At 71.5% G+C, this 20187-nt stretch carries 18 protein-coding genes; all 18 read right to left on the bottom strand.

Annotated elements, in window-relative coordinates; translation table 11 throughout:
• Nucleotides 1–5: 5 nt before the first annotated feature.
• Nucleotides 6–920 (bottom strand): F0F1 ATP synthase subunit gamma, encoded by a 915-nt coding sequence (locus tag POF43_RS08165; RefSeq protein ID WP_271314000.1) that lies wholly within the window; start codon nt 918–920, stop codon nt 6–8.
• Between the two features lie 2 nt (nt 921–922).
• Nucleotides 923–2494, bottom strand: coding sequence for a F0F1 ATP synthase subunit alpha (atpA, locus tag POF43_RS08160; protein ID WP_271313999.1), 1572 nt, complete (start codon nt 2492–2494; stop codon nt 923–925).
• Nucleotides 2495–2609: 115 nt separating this feature from the next.
• The gene (locus POF43_RS08155; protein ID WP_271313998.1) at nt 2610–3425 is read right to left on the bottom strand and encodes a F0F1 ATP synthase subunit delta; all 816 of its coding nucleotides are present in this window, start codon (nt 3423–3425) and stop codon (nt 2610–2612) included.
• Complete coding sequence (locus POF43_RS08150) at nt 3422–3961, bottom strand: F0F1 ATP synthase subunit B (protein ID WP_271313997.1); 540 nt, start codon at nt 3959–3961, stop codon at nt 3422–3424. The genes POF43_RS08155 and POF43_RS08150 overlap by 4 nt, the downstream gene beginning before the upstream one ends.
• 35 nt (nt 3962–3996) lie before the next feature.
• Nucleotides 3997–4245, bottom strand: a complete 249-nt coding sequence (gene atpE, locus POF43_RS08145; protein WP_271313996.1) for an ATP synthase F0 subunit C — start codon at nt 4243–4245, stop codon at nt 3997–3999.
• A 74-nt stretch (nt 4246–4319) separates the two neighbouring features.
• Nucleotides 4320–5126 (bottom strand): F0F1 ATP synthase subunit A, encoded by an 807-nt coding sequence (gene atpB, locus POF43_RS08140; RefSeq protein ID WP_271313995.1) that lies wholly within the window; start codon nt 5124–5126, stop codon nt 4320–4322.
• A gap of 298 nt (nt 5127–5424) precedes the next feature.
• On the bottom strand, nt 5425–5943 hold the full coding sequence (locus tag POF43_RS08135) for a hypothetical protein (protein WP_282704480.1): 519 nt from the start codon (nt 5941–5943) through the stop codon (nt 5425–5427).
• A 258-nt stretch (nt 5944–6201) separates the two neighbouring features.
• Nucleotides 6202–7506 carry an MraY family glycosyltransferase gene (locus POF43_RS08130; protein WP_271324936.1) on the bottom strand — a complete coding sequence of 435 codons (1305 nt, stop codon included), beginning with the start codon at nt 7504–7506 and terminating at the stop codon, nt 6202–6204.
• Between the two features lie 295 nt (nt 7507–7801).
• The gene (locus POF43_RS08125) at nt 7802–8437 is read right to left on the bottom strand and encodes an arsenate reductase/protein-tyrosine-phosphatase family protein (protein WP_271313992.1); all 636 of its coding nucleotides are present in this window, start codon (nt 8435–8437) and stop codon (nt 7802–7804) included.
• 43 nt (nt 8438–8480) lie between these two features.
• Entirely contained in the window at nt 8481–9128 is a 648-nt protein-coding gene (locus POF43_RS08120; RefSeq protein ID WP_271313991.1) for an L-threonylcarbamoyladenylate synthase, read from the bottom strand.
• 58 nt (nt 9129–9186) lie between these two features.
• Nucleotides 9187–10068, bottom strand: coding sequence for a peptide chain release factor N(5)-glutamine methyltransferase (gene prmC, locus POF43_RS08115; protein ID WP_271313990.1), 882 nt, complete (start codon nt 10066–10068; stop codon nt 9187–9189).
• 25 nt (nt 10069–10093) lie between these two features.
• On the bottom strand, nt 10094–11164 hold the full coding sequence (gene prfA / locus POF43_RS08110) for a peptide chain release factor 1 (RefSeq protein WP_271324937.1): 1071 nt from the start codon (nt 11162–11164) through the stop codon (nt 10094–10096).
• A 90-nt stretch (nt 11165–11254) separates the two neighbouring features.
• Entirely contained in the window at nt 11255–11476 is a 222-nt protein-coding gene (gene rpmE, locus POF43_RS08105; RefSeq protein ID WP_271313988.1) for a 50S ribosomal protein L31, read from the bottom strand.
• 485 nt (nt 11477–11961) lie between these two features.
• Nucleotides 11962–13983, bottom strand: coding sequence for a transcription termination factor Rho (rho, locus tag POF43_RS08100; protein WP_271324315.1), 2022 nt, complete (start codon nt 13981–13983; stop codon nt 11962–11964).
• A 473-nt stretch (nt 13984–14456) separates the two neighbouring features.
• The gene (gene thrB / locus POF43_RS08095; RefSeq protein ID WP_271324316.1) at nt 14457–15410 is read right to left on the bottom strand and encodes a homoserine kinase; all 954 of its coding nucleotides are present in this window, start codon (nt 15408–15410) and stop codon (nt 14457–14459) included.
• Nucleotides 15411–16179: 769 nt separating this feature from the next.
• On the bottom strand, nt 16180–17268 hold the full coding sequence (gene thrC / locus POF43_RS08090; protein WP_271317454.1) for a threonine synthase: 1089 nt from the start codon (nt 17266–17268) through the stop codon (nt 16180–16182).
• Nucleotides 17269–17273: 5 nt separating this feature from the next.
• On the bottom strand, nt 17274–18566 hold the full coding sequence (locus POF43_RS08085) for a homoserine dehydrogenase (protein ID WP_271317452.1): 1293 nt from the start codon (nt 18564–18566) through the stop codon (nt 17274–17276).
• Nucleotides 18567–18749: 183 nt separating this feature from the next.
• Nucleotides 18750–20141: a diaminopimelate decarboxylase gene (gene lysA, locus POF43_RS08080; protein ID WP_271324317.1), complete on the bottom strand. Its 1392-nt coding sequence runs from the start codon at nt 20139–20141 to the stop codon at nt 18750–18752.
• Nucleotides 20142–20187: the final 46 nt, after the last annotated feature.

Here is a 20187-nt window from a genome sequence, read left to right as displayed (position 1 = left end):
GGTGATCAGTCACTCCCCGCGGTCGCGTCGGACAGGGCACTCGCGCCACCGACGATCTCGCTGATTTCCTGGGTGATTTCGGCCTGGCGGGCCGCGTTGGCAAGCCGCGAGAGCGACTTGATGAGCTCCTCGGCGTTGTCGGTCGCCGACTTCATCGCGCGCCGGGTGGCGGCGTGCTTGGAGGCCGCCGCCTGGAGCAGCGCGTTGAAGATCCGGCTCTCGACGTACCGCGGCAGCAGCGCGTCCAGCACGCCCTCGACGGACGGCTCGAACTCGTACAGCGCCTTCGGGCCGCCCTTGTCCTCGACCGCGTCGGCGGTCTCGGACATGCTCAGCGGCAGCAGCCGGTTGTCGACCGGGGTCTGCGTCATCATCGAGACGAACTCGGTGAAGACGATGTGCAGTTCGTCGACCCCGCCCTCGGCCGCGTCGATGCCCATGGCCTCGATCAGCGGCGCGGCGATCCGCTTGGCGTCCGCGTACTCCGGGTTCTCGGTGAACCCGGTCCACGACTGCCCGACCTCACGGTTGCGGAAGTTGTAGTACGACACGCCCTTGCGGCCGACGATGTAGGGGACGACCTCCTTGCCCTCCGAGCGCAGCCGCTCGGACAGGCGTTCCGCCGCCTTGATGGCGTTGGAGGAGTAGCCGCCGGCCAGACCGCGGTCGCTCGTGATGAGCAGCACCGCGGCCCGCGTCGGCCGCTCGGCCTCCGTGGTCAGCGGGTGCTTGGCGTTCGAGCCCTTCGCCACCTGGGCGACCGCGTTGGTCAGCTCGGTCGCGTACGGCGTGGAGGCGGCGACCGCGCGCTGTGCCTTGACGATGCGGGCGGCGGCGATCATCTCCATCGCCTTGGTGATCTTCTTCGTGGCGGTGACGGAGCGGATGCGCCTCTTGTAGACCCTCAGCTGGGCGCCCATGCTCAGCCCTCACCCAGCAGCTTGCCGTCCGAGGTCTCGAACTGCTTCTTGAAGGTGTCGACCGCCTCACCGAGGACCTGAAGGGTGTCGTCCTTCATCTTCTTGCCCTCGCGGATGCCGGTCAGCAGGTCCTTCTTCTCGCGCTCCATCCAGTCGAGCAGCTCGCGCTCGAAGCGGCGGATGTCGATGACCGGGACGTCGTCCAGCTTGCCGTTGGTGCCGGCCCAGATGGAGACGACCTGCTCCTCGACCGCGTAGGGCGCGTACTGGCCCTGCTTGAGCAGCTCGACCATGCGCTGACCGCGGGCCAGCTGGGCCTTGGAGGCCGCGTCCAGGTCGGAACCGAAGGCGGCGAACGCCTCCAGCTCACGGAACTGGGCCAGGTCCACGCGCAGCCGGCCGGAGACCTGCTTCATCGCCGGGTGCTGGGCGGAGCCGCCGACGCGGGAGACCGAGATGCCGACGTTGACCGCCGGACGCTGGCCCGCGTTGAACAGGTCCGACTCCAGGAAGCACTGGCCGTCGGTGATGGAGATGACGTTGGTCGGGATGAACGCCGAGACGTCGTTCGCCTTGGTCTCCACGATCGGCAGGCCGGTCATGGAACCGTGGCCCATCTCGTCGTTGAGCTTCGCGCAACGCTCCAGGAGACGGGAGTGCAGGTAGAACACGTCGCCGGGGTAGGCCTCGCGGCCCGGCGGGCGGCGCAGCAGCAGCGACACGGCGCGGTAGGCGTCGGCCTGCTTCGACAGGTCGTCGAAGACGATCAGGACGTGCTTGCCCTGGTACATCCAGTGCTGGCCGATGGCGGACCCGGTGTAGGGGGCCAGGTACTTGAAGCCGGCCGGGTCGGACGCCGGGGCGGCGACGATGGTGGTGTACTCCAGGGCGCCGGCCTCCTCCAGCGCACCGCGCACGGACGCGATGGTGGAGCCCTTCTGGCCGATGGCGACGTAGATGCAGCGCACCTGCTTGTCGGTGTCGCCGGAGCGCCAGTTGTCACGCTGGTTGATGATCGTGTCGACGGCGAGCGCGGTCTTGCCGGTCTGCCGGTCGCCGATGATCAGCTGGCGCTGGCCGCGGCCGATCGGGGTCATGGAGTCGACGGCCTTCAGGCCGGTCTGCATCGGCTCGTGCACCGACTTGCGCTGCATGACCGTGGGGGCCTGCAGTTCGAGGGCGCGGCGGCCGTCGGTCTCGATCTCGCCGAGTCCGTCGATCGGGTTGCCCAGCGGGTCGACGACGCGGCCGAGGTAGCCCTCGCCGACCGGCACGGACAGCACCTCGCCGGTGCGCCGGACGGTCTGGCCCTCCTCGATGCCGCTGAACTCACCGAGGACGACGGCGCCGATCTCCCGCTCCTCCAGGTTCAGCGCGAGGCCGAGCGAGCCGTCCTCGAACTTCAGGAGTTCGTTCGCCATGGCCGAGGGGAGACCCTCGACCCGCGCGATGCCGTCCATCGCCTGGCTGACCGTGCCGACCTCTTCGCGCGAGGCGGCGTCCGGCTGGTACGACTGGACGAAGTTCTCCAGTGCGTCCCGGATCTCCTCCGGCCGGATCGTGAGCTCCGCCATCTGGGTTCCCTGCTCTCCTTGTTGGGCCCGAAGTTACTTGCGGTGGACGGGGGATCTCCCCCGCGCCGCCACGGCCCAGCCAGGGCCGCTTCAGTGCTGTCTAGGTGGTGGCTGGTCAGCCGGCCAACCGTCGTGCCGCCTCGTCGAGACGGCTGGCGATCGTGCCGTCGATGACCTCGTCGCCGACCCGCACGCTGATTCCGCCGAGGACCTCGGGGTCCACGTCCAGGTTCAGGTGCACCTGGCGGCCGTACAGCGTTGCCAGTGCCGTACCGAGGCGCTGCTTCTGCTGGTCGGACAGCGGGACCGCCGTCGAGACCACCGCGACCGTGCGGCCGCGGCGGGCCGCGGCCAGCTTGGACAGGGCGTCGAGCCCTGCTTCCAGGCTACGACCCCGCGGACGTGCGACGAGCCGCGAGACCAGCCGGACGGTGACCGGGTTGGCCCGGCCGCCCAGCAGGGTGTGGACCAGTTCGGCCTTGGCGGTGCCGGAGGCCGAGCGGTCCCCGAGGGCGGCGCGCAGTTCGGGGTGGGCGGCGATGATCCGCGCGGTGCGGAACAGCTCGTCCTCCACGTCGTCGAGCGCCCCGGCGCGCTCGGCGCCGATGGCGTCGGCGATCGCCGCCAGCTCCTCCACCGCGTCGACCAGGTCGCGCCCGGAGGACCAGCGGGAGCGGACCATGCCGGAGACCAGGTCGAGGGTCTCCCCGCCGACCTGTCCGCTCAGCAGTCGCCGGATCAGCTGGGCCTTGGCCTCGCCGGGCTGCGCCGGGTCGGTCAGGATCCGGCGCAGCGACACCTCGCGGTCGAGCAGCCCGGTGACGGCGGCCAGCTGGTCGGCGAGAGCGGCGGCGTCGACGGACGTGTTGTCCGCCAGCGCGTCCAGGCTCTCGCGCGCGGCGGCCAGCGCCTCACGGCTTGCTCCGCTCATCGGGCGGCCTCGGCCTTCTCCTCGAGGTCGTCGAGGAAGTGGTCGATGACACGGCTCTGCCGGGCGGAGTCCTCCAGGGACTCGCCGACGATCCGGCCGGCCAGGTCGGTGGCGATCCGGCCCACCTCCTGGCGGAGGCTGACGGTGACCTGGCGGCGGTCCGCCTCGATCTGCGCGTGACCGGCGGCGATGATGGCGTCGCGCTGGCGCTGCGCCTCTTCGCGCATCTCGGCGATGATCACGGCGCCCTGCTCACGGGCGTGCTCGGTGATCCGGGCGGCCTCGTGCCGCGCCTCGGCGAGCTGGGCCTTGTACTCCTCCAGCGTCGCGGTGGCTTCGGCCTGGGCCTTCTCCGCCCGCTCCAGGCCACCCTCGATCGCGTCGCGCCGCTCGTCCAGGGTCTTCTGGATGTTCGGCAGCAGCTTCTTACCGAGAATGCCGAAGACGATGAAGAAGCAGAGCAGGCCGACAACCAGTTCCGCGGTGTCGGGGAGGAGCGGGTTCTGGGCTCCTCCCTCGGCCAGGAAGGTCATCATGTCTGAACCTTTCGTCGAGTGTGGCTACCGGGCGGTCAGCTCTGGAAGATGAAGGGGACGACCAGACCGAGCAGCGCCAGAACCTCACAGAGCGCGAAGCCGAGGAACATGTTGGTGCGGATGATCGGCATGGCTTCGGGCTGACGGGCCATGGCCTCGATGGAGTGGCCGAAGACCAGACCGATGCCGACGCCCGGGCCGATGGCGGCGAGACCGTAGGCGATGGCGCCCATGCGACCCGCGACGGTGGTGTTGGCGGCAAGGTTAACGAGGTCGGCAGACATTTCCCTGTCTTCCTGTGTGATGCGGTCCGCTGGGGGGCTTCCCAGCGGAAGAGTGGTGGGGGCGGGCGCGAGGGTCAGTGACCCTCTTCGAGCGCTCCGCTGATGTAGATCGAGGCGAGCAGCGTGAAGATGTACGCCTGAAGGAACTGGATCAGCACCTCGAAGGCGGTCATACCGGCGGCCAGCACGAACGATCCGCCGGCGATGGCCGCGAAGAACGAGGGCGTCAGCAGGTACCAGGTGGCGACGCTGAACATCACGATCAGCATGTGGCCGGCGAACATGTTCGCCCACAGCCGCACCGCGAGGGTGAACGGGCGGGTGATCACGTTCTGGATGAACTCCAGCAGCACGATCAGCGGGACCAGGGGCTTGGGCAGTCCCTCGATCCACACCAGGTTCTTGACGCCGCCGCGGAAGCCGTTCTTCTTGAACGTCAGGTACATGTAGGTGATGAACACCAGCGCCGCGAGCGCCACCGGGAACGCGAAGCGCGAGGCGACCGGGAACTGCGCGAGCGGGATGATGGACATGATGTTCATCAGCCACACGAAGAAGAAGATCGAGGTCAGGAAGGGGACGTACTTGTCGCCCTTCTTGCCGATCACCTCACGCGCGATGCTCTTGGCGACGAAGGTGTAGCCGATCTCGCCGACCAGCTGGAGCTTGCCCGGCACCAGCTTGGGCTTGTTGAACGCCGCCCAGAAGAAGCCGACCACCAGCAGCATGCAGATGATCGCGAGCAGCATCGGCTTGGTGAAGTCGAAGCTGCCGACGCTGAAGATCGGCTTGAAGTTGAACGAGTTGAGGCCCGGCGCGGGGAAGCCACAGTTCGCTTGGATGTGGCATCCGCTCTCAGCGAGCAGCGTGTGGGCACTCACCCGTGACTCCTTCGTCGTGACGCATAAGTAACTGCAACCTTGTGTGTCAGCGCGGCTGGTGGGACCGCAGGTCGGCACGCAGGACGTGGTGTGGCGGCGCCACCGCGGTCGGCTCGAAGGCCGCACCGTGGACCGGGCACCCGGCGTCCCGCTGTCCTTCGCGGACCAGGAACCGGATACGCCGCTGGCCTGGAGGGCGGCACCTGTTTCAGGCGCACGGGCCCCCCACGGCCGGATGCGATTCCGGACGATAGCAGATCGGGATCAAGCCCCTTTACCCTCCCCTTATGTCCCATGCTCAGGACTCCGTCCTCACCGGCTTCGCCGGCTGGTCGGCGGCGGGCGTCGAGGGGACGGGGTGCACGTAGAGCATGCGGGCGGTGAGGCTCTGGCGCACCTGTCCGCCGATCCAGGCGATCGCGGTGGCCAGCAGGCTGAGGGCGAACGCCCGACCGTCGAACAAGGTGGTGTGGCTGAAGACGATGACGAAGACACCGATGCACAGGATCTGCACCGCGTAGACCAACATCCCGGCCATCATCACCACTTCGGGCCGGTCGCGGGTGATGCGCATCAGCGCCGCGAAGCCGAGACCGAAGAAGACGGCGACCACGACCAGCGCCATCAACCCGCCGATCAGGCCCTTCTCGCCGGCGACGAGGGCGCTGACCACGGTGGCGACGACTCCCACAGGGGCGGCGAACATCGCCGCGCCGCGGAGAATCCGGGCGTCGTTGGACTGCATAGGGAGGTAACTCCGGCGGGGGTCGGGGGCGGTGGGCGCGTGACGTACCGGCGTGGGCCGAGTGAGCCGCATGCCGAAGAGGTTAACGCCGGGAAAGGCACCCTCTGTCCCAAGTTGGGTCCCGAGGAGGCCACGGCCGCAGGACCATCACGGCGGTCATCCCGCCCCGGTCTTCGGCTCTCGTCCCTGGTTTCGTGAACGGTATCACAAACTATTTGATGAGGTCTTTACCATGTTGATGTGCTCACCGTCACACTCACGAGTTACAACTCGCTTTTACTTGCTGACGGTTACCATCGAGTAGGACTCTGTACCGTTTCGCGGCATTCCTCAGCGGGAGCTACTCACGCTGCGTCGCTCCGGGAGGCTGGACCGCTCGCCCACCGCGGTCGCGCCGTGCAGCCCGAGGGCTTCAGGAGTTTGATCCGGCTGCGAGCCGTCCAGCTGCGCGTCGACCGGGCTCACCTTGCGGCGCCGGTAGCGCGGCGGCACGAAGGACTGGGCCCAGCGCGGGGCACGCGGTTTGAAGCGCGGCAGCAGCAGCACCACCAGGCCCACCGCGCTGAGCAGCACGACGGCCAGCAGGATCCACATGCTGGAGGAGCGGGCCGAGTAGGCCACGGTGCCGAACGCGATCAGCGCGGACCAGAAGTACATGATCAGCACGGCCCGGCTGTGCGAGTGACCGATCTCCAGCAGCCGGTGGTGCAGGTGGCCGCGGTCGGCGGCGAACGGCGACTGGCCGTTCCAGGTACGGCGCACGATGGCCAGCACCAGGTCGGCCGCCGGGATGGCGATCAGGGTCAGCGGCAGCAGCAGCGGGATGTAGACCGGCACCATCTCGTGGACCGTGCTGCGCACCGAACCGGTGGTGTTGGTGATGACGTCCGGGTCGACCTGGCCGGTGATGGAGATCGCGGAGGCGGCCATCACCAGGCCGATGAGCATCGAGCCGGAGTCGCCCATGAAGATCCGCGCCGGATGGATGTTGTGCGGCAGGAAGCCCACGCACATGCCGATCAGGATCGCGCTGAACAGCGTGCCGGGCGCGGCCTGTTCGACGCCGTAGCCGAACCACAGCCGGTAGGCGTACATGAAGAACGCGATGCCGGAGATGCAGACCATGCCGGCCGCCAGGCCGTCCAGGCCGTCGACGAAGTTCACCGCGTTGATGGTGATGACCACCAGGGCCACGGTCAGCAGGGTGGACTGCACCGGGCTGAGCGCGACCGCGCCGATGCCGGGGACCGGCAGCCACAGGATGGTCAGGCCCTGCCAGACCATGACGCCGGCCGCGATCATCTGGCCGCCGAGCTTGATCAGCGCGTCCACGCCCCACTTGTCGTCCAGCACGCCCAGCAGCCAGATCAGCCCGGCGCCCGACAGCAGGGCCCGCGGCTCGTTGGACAGCGTGAAGACGTCGCCGACGTTCATCAGCCGGGAGGCGACCAGCAGGCCGGCGCACAGGCCGCCGAACAGGGCGATGCCACCGAGCCGGGGGGTTGGTTCGCGATGGACGTCACGCGCCCTGATCTCGGGCATCGCCCCCGCGGCGATGGCGAACTTCCGTACCGGGCCGGTCAGCAGATACGTGACGGCCGCGGCGACGCAGAGAGTCAGGAGGTATTCGCGCACAGCGCCACACCTTATTCGCCTCGGAGTGGGGAGTGTGAACCACAGGGGAGGACATCATCCACCCTCCGGTCGGTTCCCGTCGCCCCGGACCCCGTGCCCCGCCCGTGCGTACCCCGGTCGGGCGCATCGCGGAGGACGCCGGAAAACCGTTCTCCACTTGAGTCATACGGGCCGGCCGGCCGCCGCCGCGGGGGCCGGGAGCGCCCCTGGGGACGGCTGCGGCCGCCCGCGGGGCGCGGCGGCTCCCGGTGGGGCCCGGGACCGCCGCGTCGCGCGTGCGGCCGGCTGGGGGCGTTCAGCCGGCCGTGGGGGCCGGTACGCCGGTGAGCGCGGTGACGACCGGGTCCAGCGCGGCGTGGATCTCGGTGCCGATGTGCCGGAAGACCGTCACCGGGGCGCCGTAGGGGTCGTAGACCTCGTCGGCCTCCGCGTTCGGCGCCAGCAGCCAGCCGCGCAGCGCCGCCGAGGCGCGCACCAGCGCCCGGGCGCGCTCGATGACGCCGCTCTCCGGCAGGGTGGCCGGGTCTATGGCCCGCACCAGCCGGGTGAACTCCTTGAGCGTGAACGTGCGCAGCCCGGCCGCGTGGCCCATCGAGATCACCTGCGCGCGGTGGTCGCGGGTGGCGGTCAGCACCAGGTCGGCCTCGATGACGTACTCGTCGAGCAGCTCGCGGCCGGAGAAGCCCTCCGGGTCAGCGCCGTACTCGGCCAGCACGGTGGCCGCGTGCGCCTCCATGGGGGCGCCCACGTGCCCCCAGGTGCCCGCGCTGCGCACCGCGATCTGCTCGGCGTCCTGCCCGAGCCGCCGGTCCAGCTCCAGCCGGGTCAGCCGTTCGGCGATCGGCGATCGGCAGACGCTGCCGGTGCACACGTACAGCACCCGGAACCGGTCGGCTATGCCCCGGTCCTGCTCGGGGCCGCCTACCGCCATCGGTGCGCCTCCAGGGCGGCGGGGACGCTCGGGCGGCGGCCGGTCACACGGACTCCCGCAGGTCGGGTGCGACCTGGCGCAGCTGGTCGGCGGTGAGCACGCCGGCCCGCAGCAGCACCGGGACCTTGCCGGTGACGTCCACGATGGAGGACGGCACGGAGTCCGGGGTCGGGCCGCCGTCGAGGTAGACCGAGACCGCGTCGCCGAGCATGTTCTGCGCGGCCTGGCAGTCCTGCGGCGAGGGGTGGCCGGTGAGGTTGGCGCTGGAGACGGCCATCGGACCGGTCTCGGTGAGCAGCTCGATGGCCACCGGGTGCAGCGGCATGCGCACCGCGACGGTGCCGCGGGAGTCGCCCAGGTCCCACTGGAGCGACGGCTGGTGCTTGGCGACCAGGGTCAGCCCGCCGGGCCAGAAGGCGTCCACCAGGTCCCAGGCGGCCTCGGAGAAGTCGGTGACCAGGCCGTGCAGGGTGTTGGGCGAGCCGACCAGCACCGGCGAGGGCATGTTGCGGCCGCGCCCCTTGGCCTGGAGCAGGTCGCCGACCGCCTCCGCACTGAAGGCGTCCGCGCCGATGCCGTAGACGGTGTCGGTGGGCAGCACCACGAGTTCGCCGCGCCGGACGGCGGAGGTGGCCTCGCGCAGCCCGGTGGCACGGTCGGCCGCGTCGGAGCAGTCATAACGCCGGGCCATTAGCTGACCTCCATCTGGGAAACGGGGTGGTGACGGGTGACGGCGCCGGTGGCGCTGGTCACGGCAGGGTCTTGCGGGCGGTGGTGAACCGGGGGCGGTTGTTCAGGTCGCGGTGGTCGGCCGCGTCCGTCCAGCCGGTCTCCTCGTTGAAGATCCACGGCACCTGGCCGCCCTGGGTGTCGGCGTGCTCGACGACGACGACGCCGCCGGGGCGCAGCAGCCGGTGGGCGGTGCGTTCGATGCCGCGGATGGTGTCGAGGCCGTCCTCGCCGGAGAACAGCGAGAGTTGCGGGTCGTGGTCGCGCGCCTCGGGGGCGACGTACTCCCATTCGGTGAGCGGGATGTACGGCGGGTTGCTGACGACGAGGTCGACCTGGCCGTTGAGTTCGGGCAGCGCGGCGAGCGCGTCGCCCTGGTGCAGGGTGACGCGGGAGCCCTCGACGTTCTTGCGGGTCCAGCGCAGCGCGCCCTCGTCGAGTTCGACGGCGTGCACGCGCGAGCGCGGCACCTCCTGGGCGAGGGCGAGCGCGATGGCGCCGGAGCCGGTGCACAGGTCGACGACGAGCGGTTCGGCGACGTCCATGGCGCGCACCGCGTCTATCGCCCAGCCGACGACCGACTCGGTCTCCGGGCGCGGCACGAACACCCCTGGTCCGACCTGGAGTTCCAGGTAGCGGAAGAAGGCGCGGCCGGTGATGTGCTGGAGCGGCTCGCGGTTCTCGCGGCGGGCGACGGCCTCCCAGTAGCGGGCGTCGAAGTCGGTGTCCTTGACCTGGTGGAGCTCACCGCGCTTGACGCCGTGGACGTAGGCGGCGAGTTCCTCCGCGTCGAAGCGTGGGGAGGGCACGCCGGCGTCGGCCAGCCGCTGGGTGGCCTGGGCCACCTCGGCGAGCAGCACCGTTCGGGGTGTCGGGGGGCGGCCCCCGATTGACGGCTGCACTTGGCGTCCTCCGGCTGGCAGGGGCTTACTGGGCGGCGGCGAGTTTGGCGGCGGAGTCGGCGTCCACGCACGCCTGGATGACGGCGTCGAGTTCGCCGTCGAGCACCTGGTCGAGGTTGTAGGACTTGAAGCCCACCCGGTGGTCGGAGATGCGGTTCTCCGGGAAGTTGTAGGTGCGGATCCGCTCGGAGCGGTCCACGGTACGCACCTGGCTGCGGCGGGCGTCGGACGCCTCGCGCTCGGCCTCCTCCTGGGCGGCGGCCAGCAGCCGCGAGCGCAGGATCCGCATGGCCTGCTCCTTGTTCTGCAACTGGCTCTTCTCGTTCTGGCACGAGACGACGACGCCGGTCGGCAGGTGGGTGATGCGGACCGCGGAGTCGGTGGTGTTGACCGACTGGCCGCCGGGGCCGGAGGAGCGGTAGACGTCGACGCGCAGGTCGCCCGCGTTGATCTCGACCTCGACCTCGTCGGCCTCCGGGGTGACCAGGACGCCGGCCGCGGAGGTGTGGATGCGGCCGGCCGACTCGGTGGCGGGGACGCGCTGGACGCGGTGCACGCCGCCCTCGTACTTCAGGCGGGCCCACACGCCCTGGCCGGGTTCGACACTGCCGCGGGTCTTCACCGCGACCTGGACGTCCTTGTAGCCGCCGAGGTCGGAGGCGTTGGCGTCGATGATCTCGGTCTTCCAGCCGAGGCGTTCGGCGTACCGCAGGTACATGCGCAGCAGGTCCCCGGCGAACAGCGCGGACTCCTCGCCGCCCTCGCCGGCCTTGACCTCCAGGATGACGTCCTTGTCGTCGCTGGGGTCGCGCGGGACCAGCAGCAGCCGCAGGCGGTCGGTGAGCTGTTCGCGCAGCCGCTCCAGGTCCTTGACCTCGGCGGCGAACTCCGGGTCCTCGGCGGCCAGTTCACGGGCGGTGCCGATGTCGTCGCCGGTCTGCCGCCAGGAGCGGAAGGTGCTCACCACGGGGGTCAGTTCGGCGTAGCGCTTGCCCAGCCTGCGTGCTTCGGCCTGGTCGGCGTGTACCGCCGGGTCGGCCAGCCGCTTTTCGAGGTCGGCGTGTTCGCCGATCAGTTCCTCGACCGCCTCGAACATTGTCGGTTCCCTTGTCGTCACGGACCTGCGCTGAAGACAAACGCCGGTGCGGCCGCCCCGCGCGGGGGCGGCCGACCGGCGTGAGGACCGCTACTTCTTGGCGCCGGCGTTCTTGCCGAAGCGCGCCTCGAAGCGGGCGACGCGGCCGCCGGTGTCGAGGATCTTCTGCTTGCCGGTGTAGAAGGGGTGGCAGGCCGAGCAGACGTCGGTCCGGATCGCCGAGTCGGTCTTGGTGCTGCGGGTGGTGAAGGAGGCGCCGCAGGTGCAGGTGACCTGGGTCTCCGCGTACTGGGGGTGGATGTCGCGCTTCAAGGTGTCTCCTAGGTGATGGAGGGCGCCGGGTCGCTCCGCGGGGTTTCGCGGGACGTGAACCGGGGCCGACGGACCAGTCTGCCAGCACAGGCCCGTACTCCCAAAACCGGATGCCCGGGTGAGGTATTCCCCTGCGGGTGGTGCGGGGTCCGGGGCGGGGCCGGGGCCTTGCCGGGCGGGGGCGGCGCCGGTGAGGTTGTCGGGGCGGGGCGGTGAGGTGGCCGGGGCGGCGGTGCGGCGGCTGCGGCGGCGCGGGGCGGCGGTGGCCGGCGCCGAGCGTGACCGCGGTCACCGGTCAGCGGTGGCCGGCGGCGGTCGCACGTCACCGGTCGCGGCCCTGCACGCGGACGCCGGCGGCGCGGGACCGGCGCGCGCCGCCCTCCGAGGCCGACGGGAACGTCGCCCGGACGCCGGACGCGCGGACGCCGGTGCCCCGGCCGCCGTGGGGGGCGGCCGGGGCACCGGCGTCGGGCGGAACGGACGACCTAGTCGTTGTTGTTGCCCGGGGTGGTCTTGGCGATCTGCATCAGGAACTCGCCGTTGGACTTGGTCTGCTTCATCTTGTCCAGCAGCAGTTCGATCGCCTGCTGCTGGTCGAGCGCGTGCAGCACCCGGCGGAGCTTCCAGGTGATGGCCAGCTCCTCGCTGCCCAGCAGGATCTCCTCCTTACGGGTGGAGGAGGCGTCGACGTCGACGGCCGGGAAGATCCGGCGGTCCGACAGCTTGCGGTCGAGCTTGAGCTCCATGTTGCCGGTGCCCTTGAACTCCTCGAAGACCACCTCGTCGGCGCGCGAGCCGGTCTCCACCAGCGCGGTCGCCAGGATGGTCAGCGAGCCGCCGTCCTCGATGTTGCGCGCGGCGCCGAAGAACTTCTTCGGCGGGTAGAGCGCGGTGGAGTCCACACCACCGGACAGGATGCGGCCGGAGGCGGGCGCGGCCAGGTTGTAGGCACGGCCCAGACGGGTGATGGAGTCCAGCAGGATCACCACGTCGTGGCCCAGCTCCACCAGGCGCTTGGCGCGCTCGATGGCGAGTTCCGCGACGGTGGTGTGGTCCTCGGCCGGGCGGTCGAAGGTCGAGGAGATGACCTCGCCCTTGACCGACCGCTGCATGTCGGTGACCTCTTCCGGACGCTCGTCGACCAGGACGACCATCAGGTGGCACTCGGGGTTGTTCTGGGTGATCGCGTTGGCGATCGCCTGCATGATCATGGTCTTGCCGGTCTTCGGCGGGGCCACGATCAGACCGCGCTGGCCCTTGCCGATCGGTGCGACCAGGTCGATGATCCGGGTGGTCAGGATGCCCGGCTCGGTCTCCAGACGCAGCCGGTCCTGCGGGTAGAGCGGCGTCAGCTTGCCGAACTCCGGCCGCCCGCGCCCGGATTCGGGCGCCATGCCGTTGACCGAGTCCAGCCGCACCAGCGCGTTGAACTTCTCGCGCCGCTCGCCGTCCTTGGGCTGCCGCACCGCACCGGTGACGTGGTCGCCCTTGCGCAGGCCGTTCTTGCGGACCTGGGCCAGCGAGACGTACACGTCGTTCGGCCCCGGCAGGTAGCCGGAGGTGCGGATGAACGCGTAGTTGTCGAGGATGTCGAGGATGCCGGCGACCGGGATCAGCACGTCGTCGTCGTTGACCTGCGGCTCGCCGGGGCCGAACTCCTCGCGCCCGCGACGCCCGCGGCGGTCGCGGTAACGGCCCCTGCGGCCGCGGCGGCCACCCTCGAAGTCGTCGTCGTCCTGGGCGCTGTTGTCGACGGGGGCGGCCGCCGGACGGCGGTTCTGCCGCTGGTCGCCGCCGCCGCTCTGCTGCTGCTGCTCCTCGCCGCGGCGGCGGTCGCGCCGGCCGCGCTCGCCACCCTGGCCGCCCTGGCCGCCGCCCTGCCGGTCCTGGCCGCCCTGGCGGTCGGCCCGCTCGGCGCGGTCCGCCCGCTCGGGGCGCTCGGAACGGTCGGCGCGCTCGGGGCGTTCCGCACGCTCGGCCTTGGCGCCGCGCTCCCGGCGGGGCTCACGGTCGCGGTCCGCGTCGGCGGGCTGCTCGTCCTTGGCCGGCTTGGCCTCGGCGGCCGGCTGCGCGGCCTCGACGGAGGTGCGGCGGCCGCGGCGCTCGGCGGGCTTGTCACCGGCGGGCTGGCCGGGGATGTCGATCGGCTCGGCCTGCCCGGCGGCCTCGGCGGTGGCGTTCTCGCCGGTACGCGCCCGGGAGGTGGTGCGGCGCTTGGGCTTGTCGGCGGCGGGCTCGGCGGCCGGTGCCGCGGCGGCCGAACCGCCGGCCTGGCGTTCCTTGATGACCTCGATCAACTGGCCCTTGCGCATCCGCGCGGTGCCCTTGATACCGAGGCCCGAGGCGACCTGCTGAAGCTCGGCCAGCACCATGCCGTCGAGGCCGGTGCCGGTACGGCGACGCCGGGTGGCGGTACCAGTGGCAGCACCGGAGGCGGGCGCGGCGGCGTCGGACGCGGCGGCAGCGTTGTCCGCTCGTGCGCCCATCAGATCGGTGGTGTCGCTCACGAAGGGTCCTTCCCTGGAGCGGGCGTCGGCCAGATCGGCTCGGCGACCGGTTGTGCTGTCCGGATTCGGGCTCTCTGTGCGGCCTGATCCGGGGCGGTGTGCCGCCAGGTGGCGGCGGAATTACTGCGGTTCCGGAGCGAGCGGGTCACGTGGTGGCCTGGCGCTCGCACCGACTCCGGAGCGTGCTCGGCACTGCGAAGGGCAGGCTGCTCAGGCAGTGTGGGAGGCTCCCGGAAGAATGGTGGTCCCGAGACGGGACGCTGAACACCGAGCCTCAAAGGCTCGAAGTGCAGACTTGAGATTAACACTACCCGATCTAACAAATATTCCCCCTCTGCGCGCCCGGCAATCGTGGGACGGATGTCCGCCTGCCGCGCCCCGCCGGTCCCCGGACCGGCCGCGCCGCCCCCCGGAACGGTGCCATCGCGAGCGATGCTTCCCGTCTGCGCCACCGGCTCAAACCCCAGCCCCCGTCATCGCTGGCCGGTTCCCCGGACCTCGTCGCGTCCCGCGCCGCCCAGCGGCAGCACGCCGGCGCCGCCGGCGTCCAGCGTCAGCCGGTTGGCCGCCCAGCCGTCGCCGGCGACCGCGGCGATCTTCTCCGCGGTCCCCTCGGTGGCCAGCGCCAGCACGGTCGGCCCCGCCCCGGAGATGACCGCGGGCACGCCGTCCGCGCGCAGCCGTCCCACCAGCGCGACGCTCTCGGGCATGGCCGGGGCGCGGTACTCCTGGTGCAACCGGTCCTCAGTGGCCGCCAGCAGCAGGTGCGGGCGCCGGGTCAGCGCCTCGACCAGCAGCGCGGCCCGCCCGGCGTTGGCGGCGGCGTCCGCGTGCGGCACGGCCCGCGGCAGCAGGCCCCTGGCGGTCTCCGTCAGCACCGGATTGGCCGGTACGAACACCACCGGCACCACCTCGGCGGACGGGTCCATCCGGATGGCCCGCGCCGCGCCGCCCTCGGTCCACGCCAGGGTGAAGCCGCCCAGCAGGCAGGCGGCGACGTTGTCGGGGTGCCCCTCGATCTCGGTGGCCAGTTCCAGCATCGCCGCGTCGTCGAGCTTGTCGGGCCCGCCTATCGTGACCGCGCGCGCCGCGATGATCCCGGCGCAGATCGCCGCCGACGACGAGCCGAGTCCGCGGCCGTGCGGGATGCGGTTGGCGCACACCACCTCCAGCCCCCTCGGCTGCCCGCCGAGCAGGTCGAACGCGGTGCGCAGGGACCGTACGACCAGGTGTTTCTCGTCCCGCCCCAGCGTCTGCGCACCCTCGCCGGCGATGTCGACGTGCAGCCCGTGGTCGGCGACCCGGACCACGACGTCGTCGTACAGGCCGAGGGCGAGGCCGAAGGCGTCGAAGCCGGGGCCGAGGTTCGCGCTGGTCGCGGGGGTGCGTACCCGTACGGCGGCGGCGCGGAAGGCGGGACCGGCCATCGGTCGAAGACTCTCCTTGTACTGGCGGCTGCTGAACCGGCCCGGCGTACCGCCGCGTTGGGCCGGTACGTGTCAGGTCGGGCGTCGTCCGGCGCCCGGGGCAGCGGCGGTACGGACGCAGGGACCGCGCCGGAAGCGACCGCCGAAGGCACGGGAGGGACCGGCACGCTGCGACGCCGGTGGGGCCAGCCTATCGAAGGAAGGTTCCACCGCGACATAGGGCGCACGGACGGCGCGCGACGCGTGTCGCGAAAGGTTCGTGCGCCCTGACCCCGCGCACCGCCCCCGAGACCCCCGCCCACCAGCACGGCAGCCGCGTCGCGGCACCCGGGCCGGCGCAGAGGCCGGCAGCCGGGCCGCCCCGCGCTGGAGCCAGCCAGGACCGAGCGGGGAGCGAGGCCACCGCCGTCACCGGGTGCGCGGAGTTGCCGTCACCGGTGCGGGGGACGACGTACGGCAGCAGGACGGGGTGACGTGCCGAAGGCGCCGCCCGGGTGCGTGCCGGGTCGAAGGCGCCGGCCCCGCCCGGTGAGGCCCTGAAGGCGCCAGCCCCGCCCGGTGACGTGCCGAAGGCGTCAGCCGGGCCCGTGATGGGCCGAAGGCGTCAGCCGGGATGGCGTGGGGTGAGCGAGCCAAAGGGCGCGCCGGTGTCGAAAGCGACGAGGAGGAGGGAGCGAGGGACGAGTGACCGTGCGAGGAGGAGTGTCGACGCCGGGTCAAGCGCCCGGCGGCGAGCGAACACAAAAAAGCAAGAGCGAACACAATAAATTCAGAGATCCAGCCGTTCCGCCGCCGCCGCCGCGTCGATGGGGACCGTTACCGGCTGGGGGGCGCCGGCCACCGCCCAGTCGGGGTCCTTGAGGCCGTTGCCGGTGACGGTGCAGACGATGCGCTGGCCGGGGTCGACCTTGCCCTCCTCGGCCGCCTTGAGCAGGCCGGCCACCGACGCGGCGGAGGCGGGCTCGACGAAGACACCCTCGCGGGAGGCCAACAGACGGTAGGCGGACAGGATCTGACGGTCGGTCACCGCTTCGATGAGGCCGCCGGACTCGTCGCGGGCGGCTTCGGCGAACGCCCAGGAGGCGGGGTTGCCGATCCGGATGGCCGTGGCGATGGTCTGCGGCTTGAGCACCGGTGCGCCGTTGACGATGGGCGCGGAGCCGGCCGCCTGGAAGCCCCACATGCGCGGGGTGCGGGTGGCGGCGCCGTCGGCCGCGTACTCGCGGTAGCCCTTCCAGTACGCGGTGATGTTGCCGGCGTTGCCGACCGGCAGGACGTGCACGTCGGGGGCGTCGCCGAGCGCGTCGACGATCTCGAAGGCGGCGGTCTTCTGGCCCTCGATGCGGACCGGGTTGACCGAGTTGACCAGGGCGACCGGGTACTTGTCCGCCAGTTCGCGTGCCAGGGTGAGGCAGTCGTCGAAGTTGCCGTCGACCTGGAGGATGCGGGCGCCGTGCACCAGGGCCTGGCCCATCTTGCCGAGCGCGATCTTGCCCTGCGGCACCAGTACCGCGCAGACCATGCCGGCCCGGACAGCGTAGGCGGCGGCCGAGGCGGAGGTGTTGCCCGTGGAGGCGCAGATCACCGCGCGGGCGCCCTCCTGCTTGGCGCGGGTGATGGCCATCGTCATGCCGCGGTCCTTGAAGGAACCGGTGGGGTTGGCGCCCTCGACCTTGAGGTAGACGTCGCACCCGGTGCGGGCGGACAGCGTCTGCGCGGGGACCAGCGGGGTGCCGCCCTCCAGCAGCGTCACCACCGGGGTCGCGGAGGTGACCGGGAGGCGGTCCCGGTACTCCTCGATGATCCCGCGCCACTGGTGGGTGGCGGACAGCCGGGGCGGATCGACGACGGCGTTCATCTGGGTCATTCCCCTTCCACACGCATGATGCTGGCGACCCCGCGGACGGTGTCGAGTTTCCGCAGCGCGTCCACCGTCGCCGACAGGGCGGCGTCCGGGGCGCGGTGGGTGACGACGACCAGCGACGCCTCCCCGTCCTTGCCCTGCTGGCGGACGGTGTCGATGGACACCTGGTGCTCTGCGAAGACGGTGGCGACCTGGGCCAGCACACCGGGTTTGTCGGCCACGTCGAGGCTGATGTGGTAGCGGGTGACCACCTCGCCCATCGAGCTGACCGGCAGCTCGGTGTAGGCGGACTCGCCCACGCCGGTGCGGTCGGCCAGTTTGTTGCGGCAGGCGGCCACCAGGTCGCCGAGCACCGCGGACGCGGTGGGCGCGCCGCCGGCGCCGGGGCCGTAGAACATCAGCTGCCCGGCGGCGTCGGCCTCGACGAAGACCGCGTTGTACGCCTCGCGGACGCCGGCCAGCGGGTGGCTGAGCGGGATCATCGCGGGGTGGACGCGGGCGGTGACCGAGCGGCCGTCGGCGGCGCGTTCGCAGATGGCCAGCAGTTTGACGACGCAGCCCATGCGGGTGGCGGAGGCGATGTCGGCGGCGGTGACCTCGGTGAGGCCCTCGCGGTGCACGTCGTCGATGGTGACGCGGGTGTGGAAGGCGATGCCGGCCAGGATCGCGGCCTTGGCGGCGGCGTCGAACCCCTCGACGTCGGCGGTCGGGTCGGCCTCCGCGTAGCCGAGTGCGGTGGCCTCGTCGAGCGCCTCGGAGTAGCCGGCGCCGGTGGAGGTCATCCGGTCGAGGATGAAGTTGGTGGTGCCGTTGACGATGCCGAGCACCCGGTTGACCTTGTCGCCGGCCAGCGACTCGCGCAGCGGGCGGATCAGCGGGATCGCGCCGGCCACCGCGGCCTCGTAGTACAGGTCGACGCCGGCCGCCGTGGCGGCCGCGTGCAGGGCGGCACCGTGTGCGGCCAGCAGGGCCTTGTTGGCGGACACCACGCCGGCGCCGTGCTCGAAGGCGGTGGTGATCAGGGTGCGCACCGGCTCGATGCCGCCGATGACCTCGACGACCACGTCGATGTCACCGCGTTTGACCAGGGCGGTGGCGTCGGTGGTGATCAGCTCCTGCGGCACGCCGGCCCGTACCCGGTCCGGGCGGCGCACCGCGATGCCGGCGAGTTCGACGGGCGCGCCGATGCGGGCGGCGAGGTCGGCCGCCTGCGTCGTCATGATGCGGGCCACTTCCGAGCCGACCACTCCACAGCCCAGCAGCGCCACCCGCAACGGACGCGTACGCATCATGCGACCTCGTTTCTCGCACGTCGGTTTCTCGCCGGCCTCGCGACCGCTTGCCACCCTCGTCACCCTGGTCACCCGCGGTTCCGGGGCCGCCTGGGACGGTCCCGGAACGGGGTAGTACGGACCAGTCTCACCCACTGGACGTGAGTTTCTATGCCCGGTCCAGCATTCGAGACCAAGATCTTGCTAACCGATATCGAGACGCAGGAGATCCTCCTCCGTCTCACGCCGCACGATCTCCCGGGAGGCACCGTCGTTGACGGCGACCACCGGGGGGCGCAGGGCGTGGTTGTAGTTGCTGGCCATCGAGCGGCAGTACGCGCCGGTGGCCGGGACCGCGATCAGGTCGCCGGGGGCCAGGTCCTCGGGCAGGAACGCGTCGCGCACCACGATGTCACCCGACTCGCAGTGCTTGCCGACCACCCGCGACAGCATCGGCGGCGCGGTGGAGGACCGCGAGACCAGGCTGACGCTGTAGCGCGCGTCGTACAGCGCGGTGCGGATGTTGTCCGACATGCCGCCGTCCACGCTGACGTAGGTGCGCAGGCCCTTGAGCGGCTTGATCGTGCCGACCTCGTAGAGGGTGAACGCGGTCGGGCCGACGATGGCGCGGCCCGGCTCGACCGAGATGCGCGGCACGGCGAGGCCGGCCGCCTCGCACTCGCGGGTGACGATGTCGTTGAGCGCGACGGCGATGCGGTCCGGCTCGCGCGGGTCGTCGTCGGGGGTGTAGGCGATGCCCAGGCCGCCGCCGAGGTCGATCTCCGGCAGCTCCACGCCGTGCTCGTCGCGGATCTCGCGCAGCAGGCCGACGACCCGGTGGGCGGCGACCTCGAAGCCGGAGGTGTCGAAGATCTGCGAGCCGATGTGCGAGTGGATGCCGATGAGTTCGAGGCTGTCGAGCTTCAGCGCGCGGCGCACGGCCTCGGCGGCCTGCCCGTCGGCGAGCGCGATGCCGAACTTCTGGTCCTCGTGCGCGGTGGCGATGAACTCGTGGGTGTGCGCCTCGACGCCGACGGTCACCCGGATCTGCACCCGCTGCCGCGTGCCGAGCCGCTCGGCGATCCCGGCGACCCGCACGATCTCGTGGAAGGAGTCCAGCACGATCCGGCCGACGCCGGCCCGGACCGCCCGCTCGATCTCGCGTGCCGACTTGTTGTTGCCGTGCAGCGCGATGCGCTCCGCGGGCATACCGGCCGACAGCGCGGTCGCCAGTTCCCCCTCGGAGCACACGTCCAGGTGCAGCCCCTCCTCGTCCAGCCACCGCACCACCGCGCGGGACAGGAACGCCTTGCCGGCGTAGAAGACGTCCGCGTCCGGCCCGAACGCCTGCTTCCACGCCCGGCAGCGGGCCCGGAAGTCGCTCTCGTCCAGCACGTACGCCGGCGTGCCGTGTTCGCGCGCGAGCTGCTTGACGTCGACGCCGCCGACGCTGACCACACCGTTCGCGCCACGGCTGACGGTCCGCGACCAGACGCGCTCGTCGAGGACGTTGAGGTCGGCGGGGGGCGCGGCGTAGTGCCCTTCCGGCAGTACGTCGGCGTGCCGGGGCCCCGCGGGGTGCGCGCTGCGGCTCACGCGGCGGCTCCTCGGGGGTGGGGGGTGAGGCCGGGGGCGACGGGGA

The organism is Streptantibioticus silvisoli (assembly GCF_027947535.2).
GTDB classification, from domain to species: domain Bacteria; phylum Actinomycetota; class Actinomycetes; order Streptomycetales; family Streptomycetaceae; genus Streptantibioticus_C; species Streptantibioticus_C silvisoli.
Note: the sequence above shows the minus strand (reverse complement) of the source record. Positions and strands in the feature narration are given on the sequence as shown.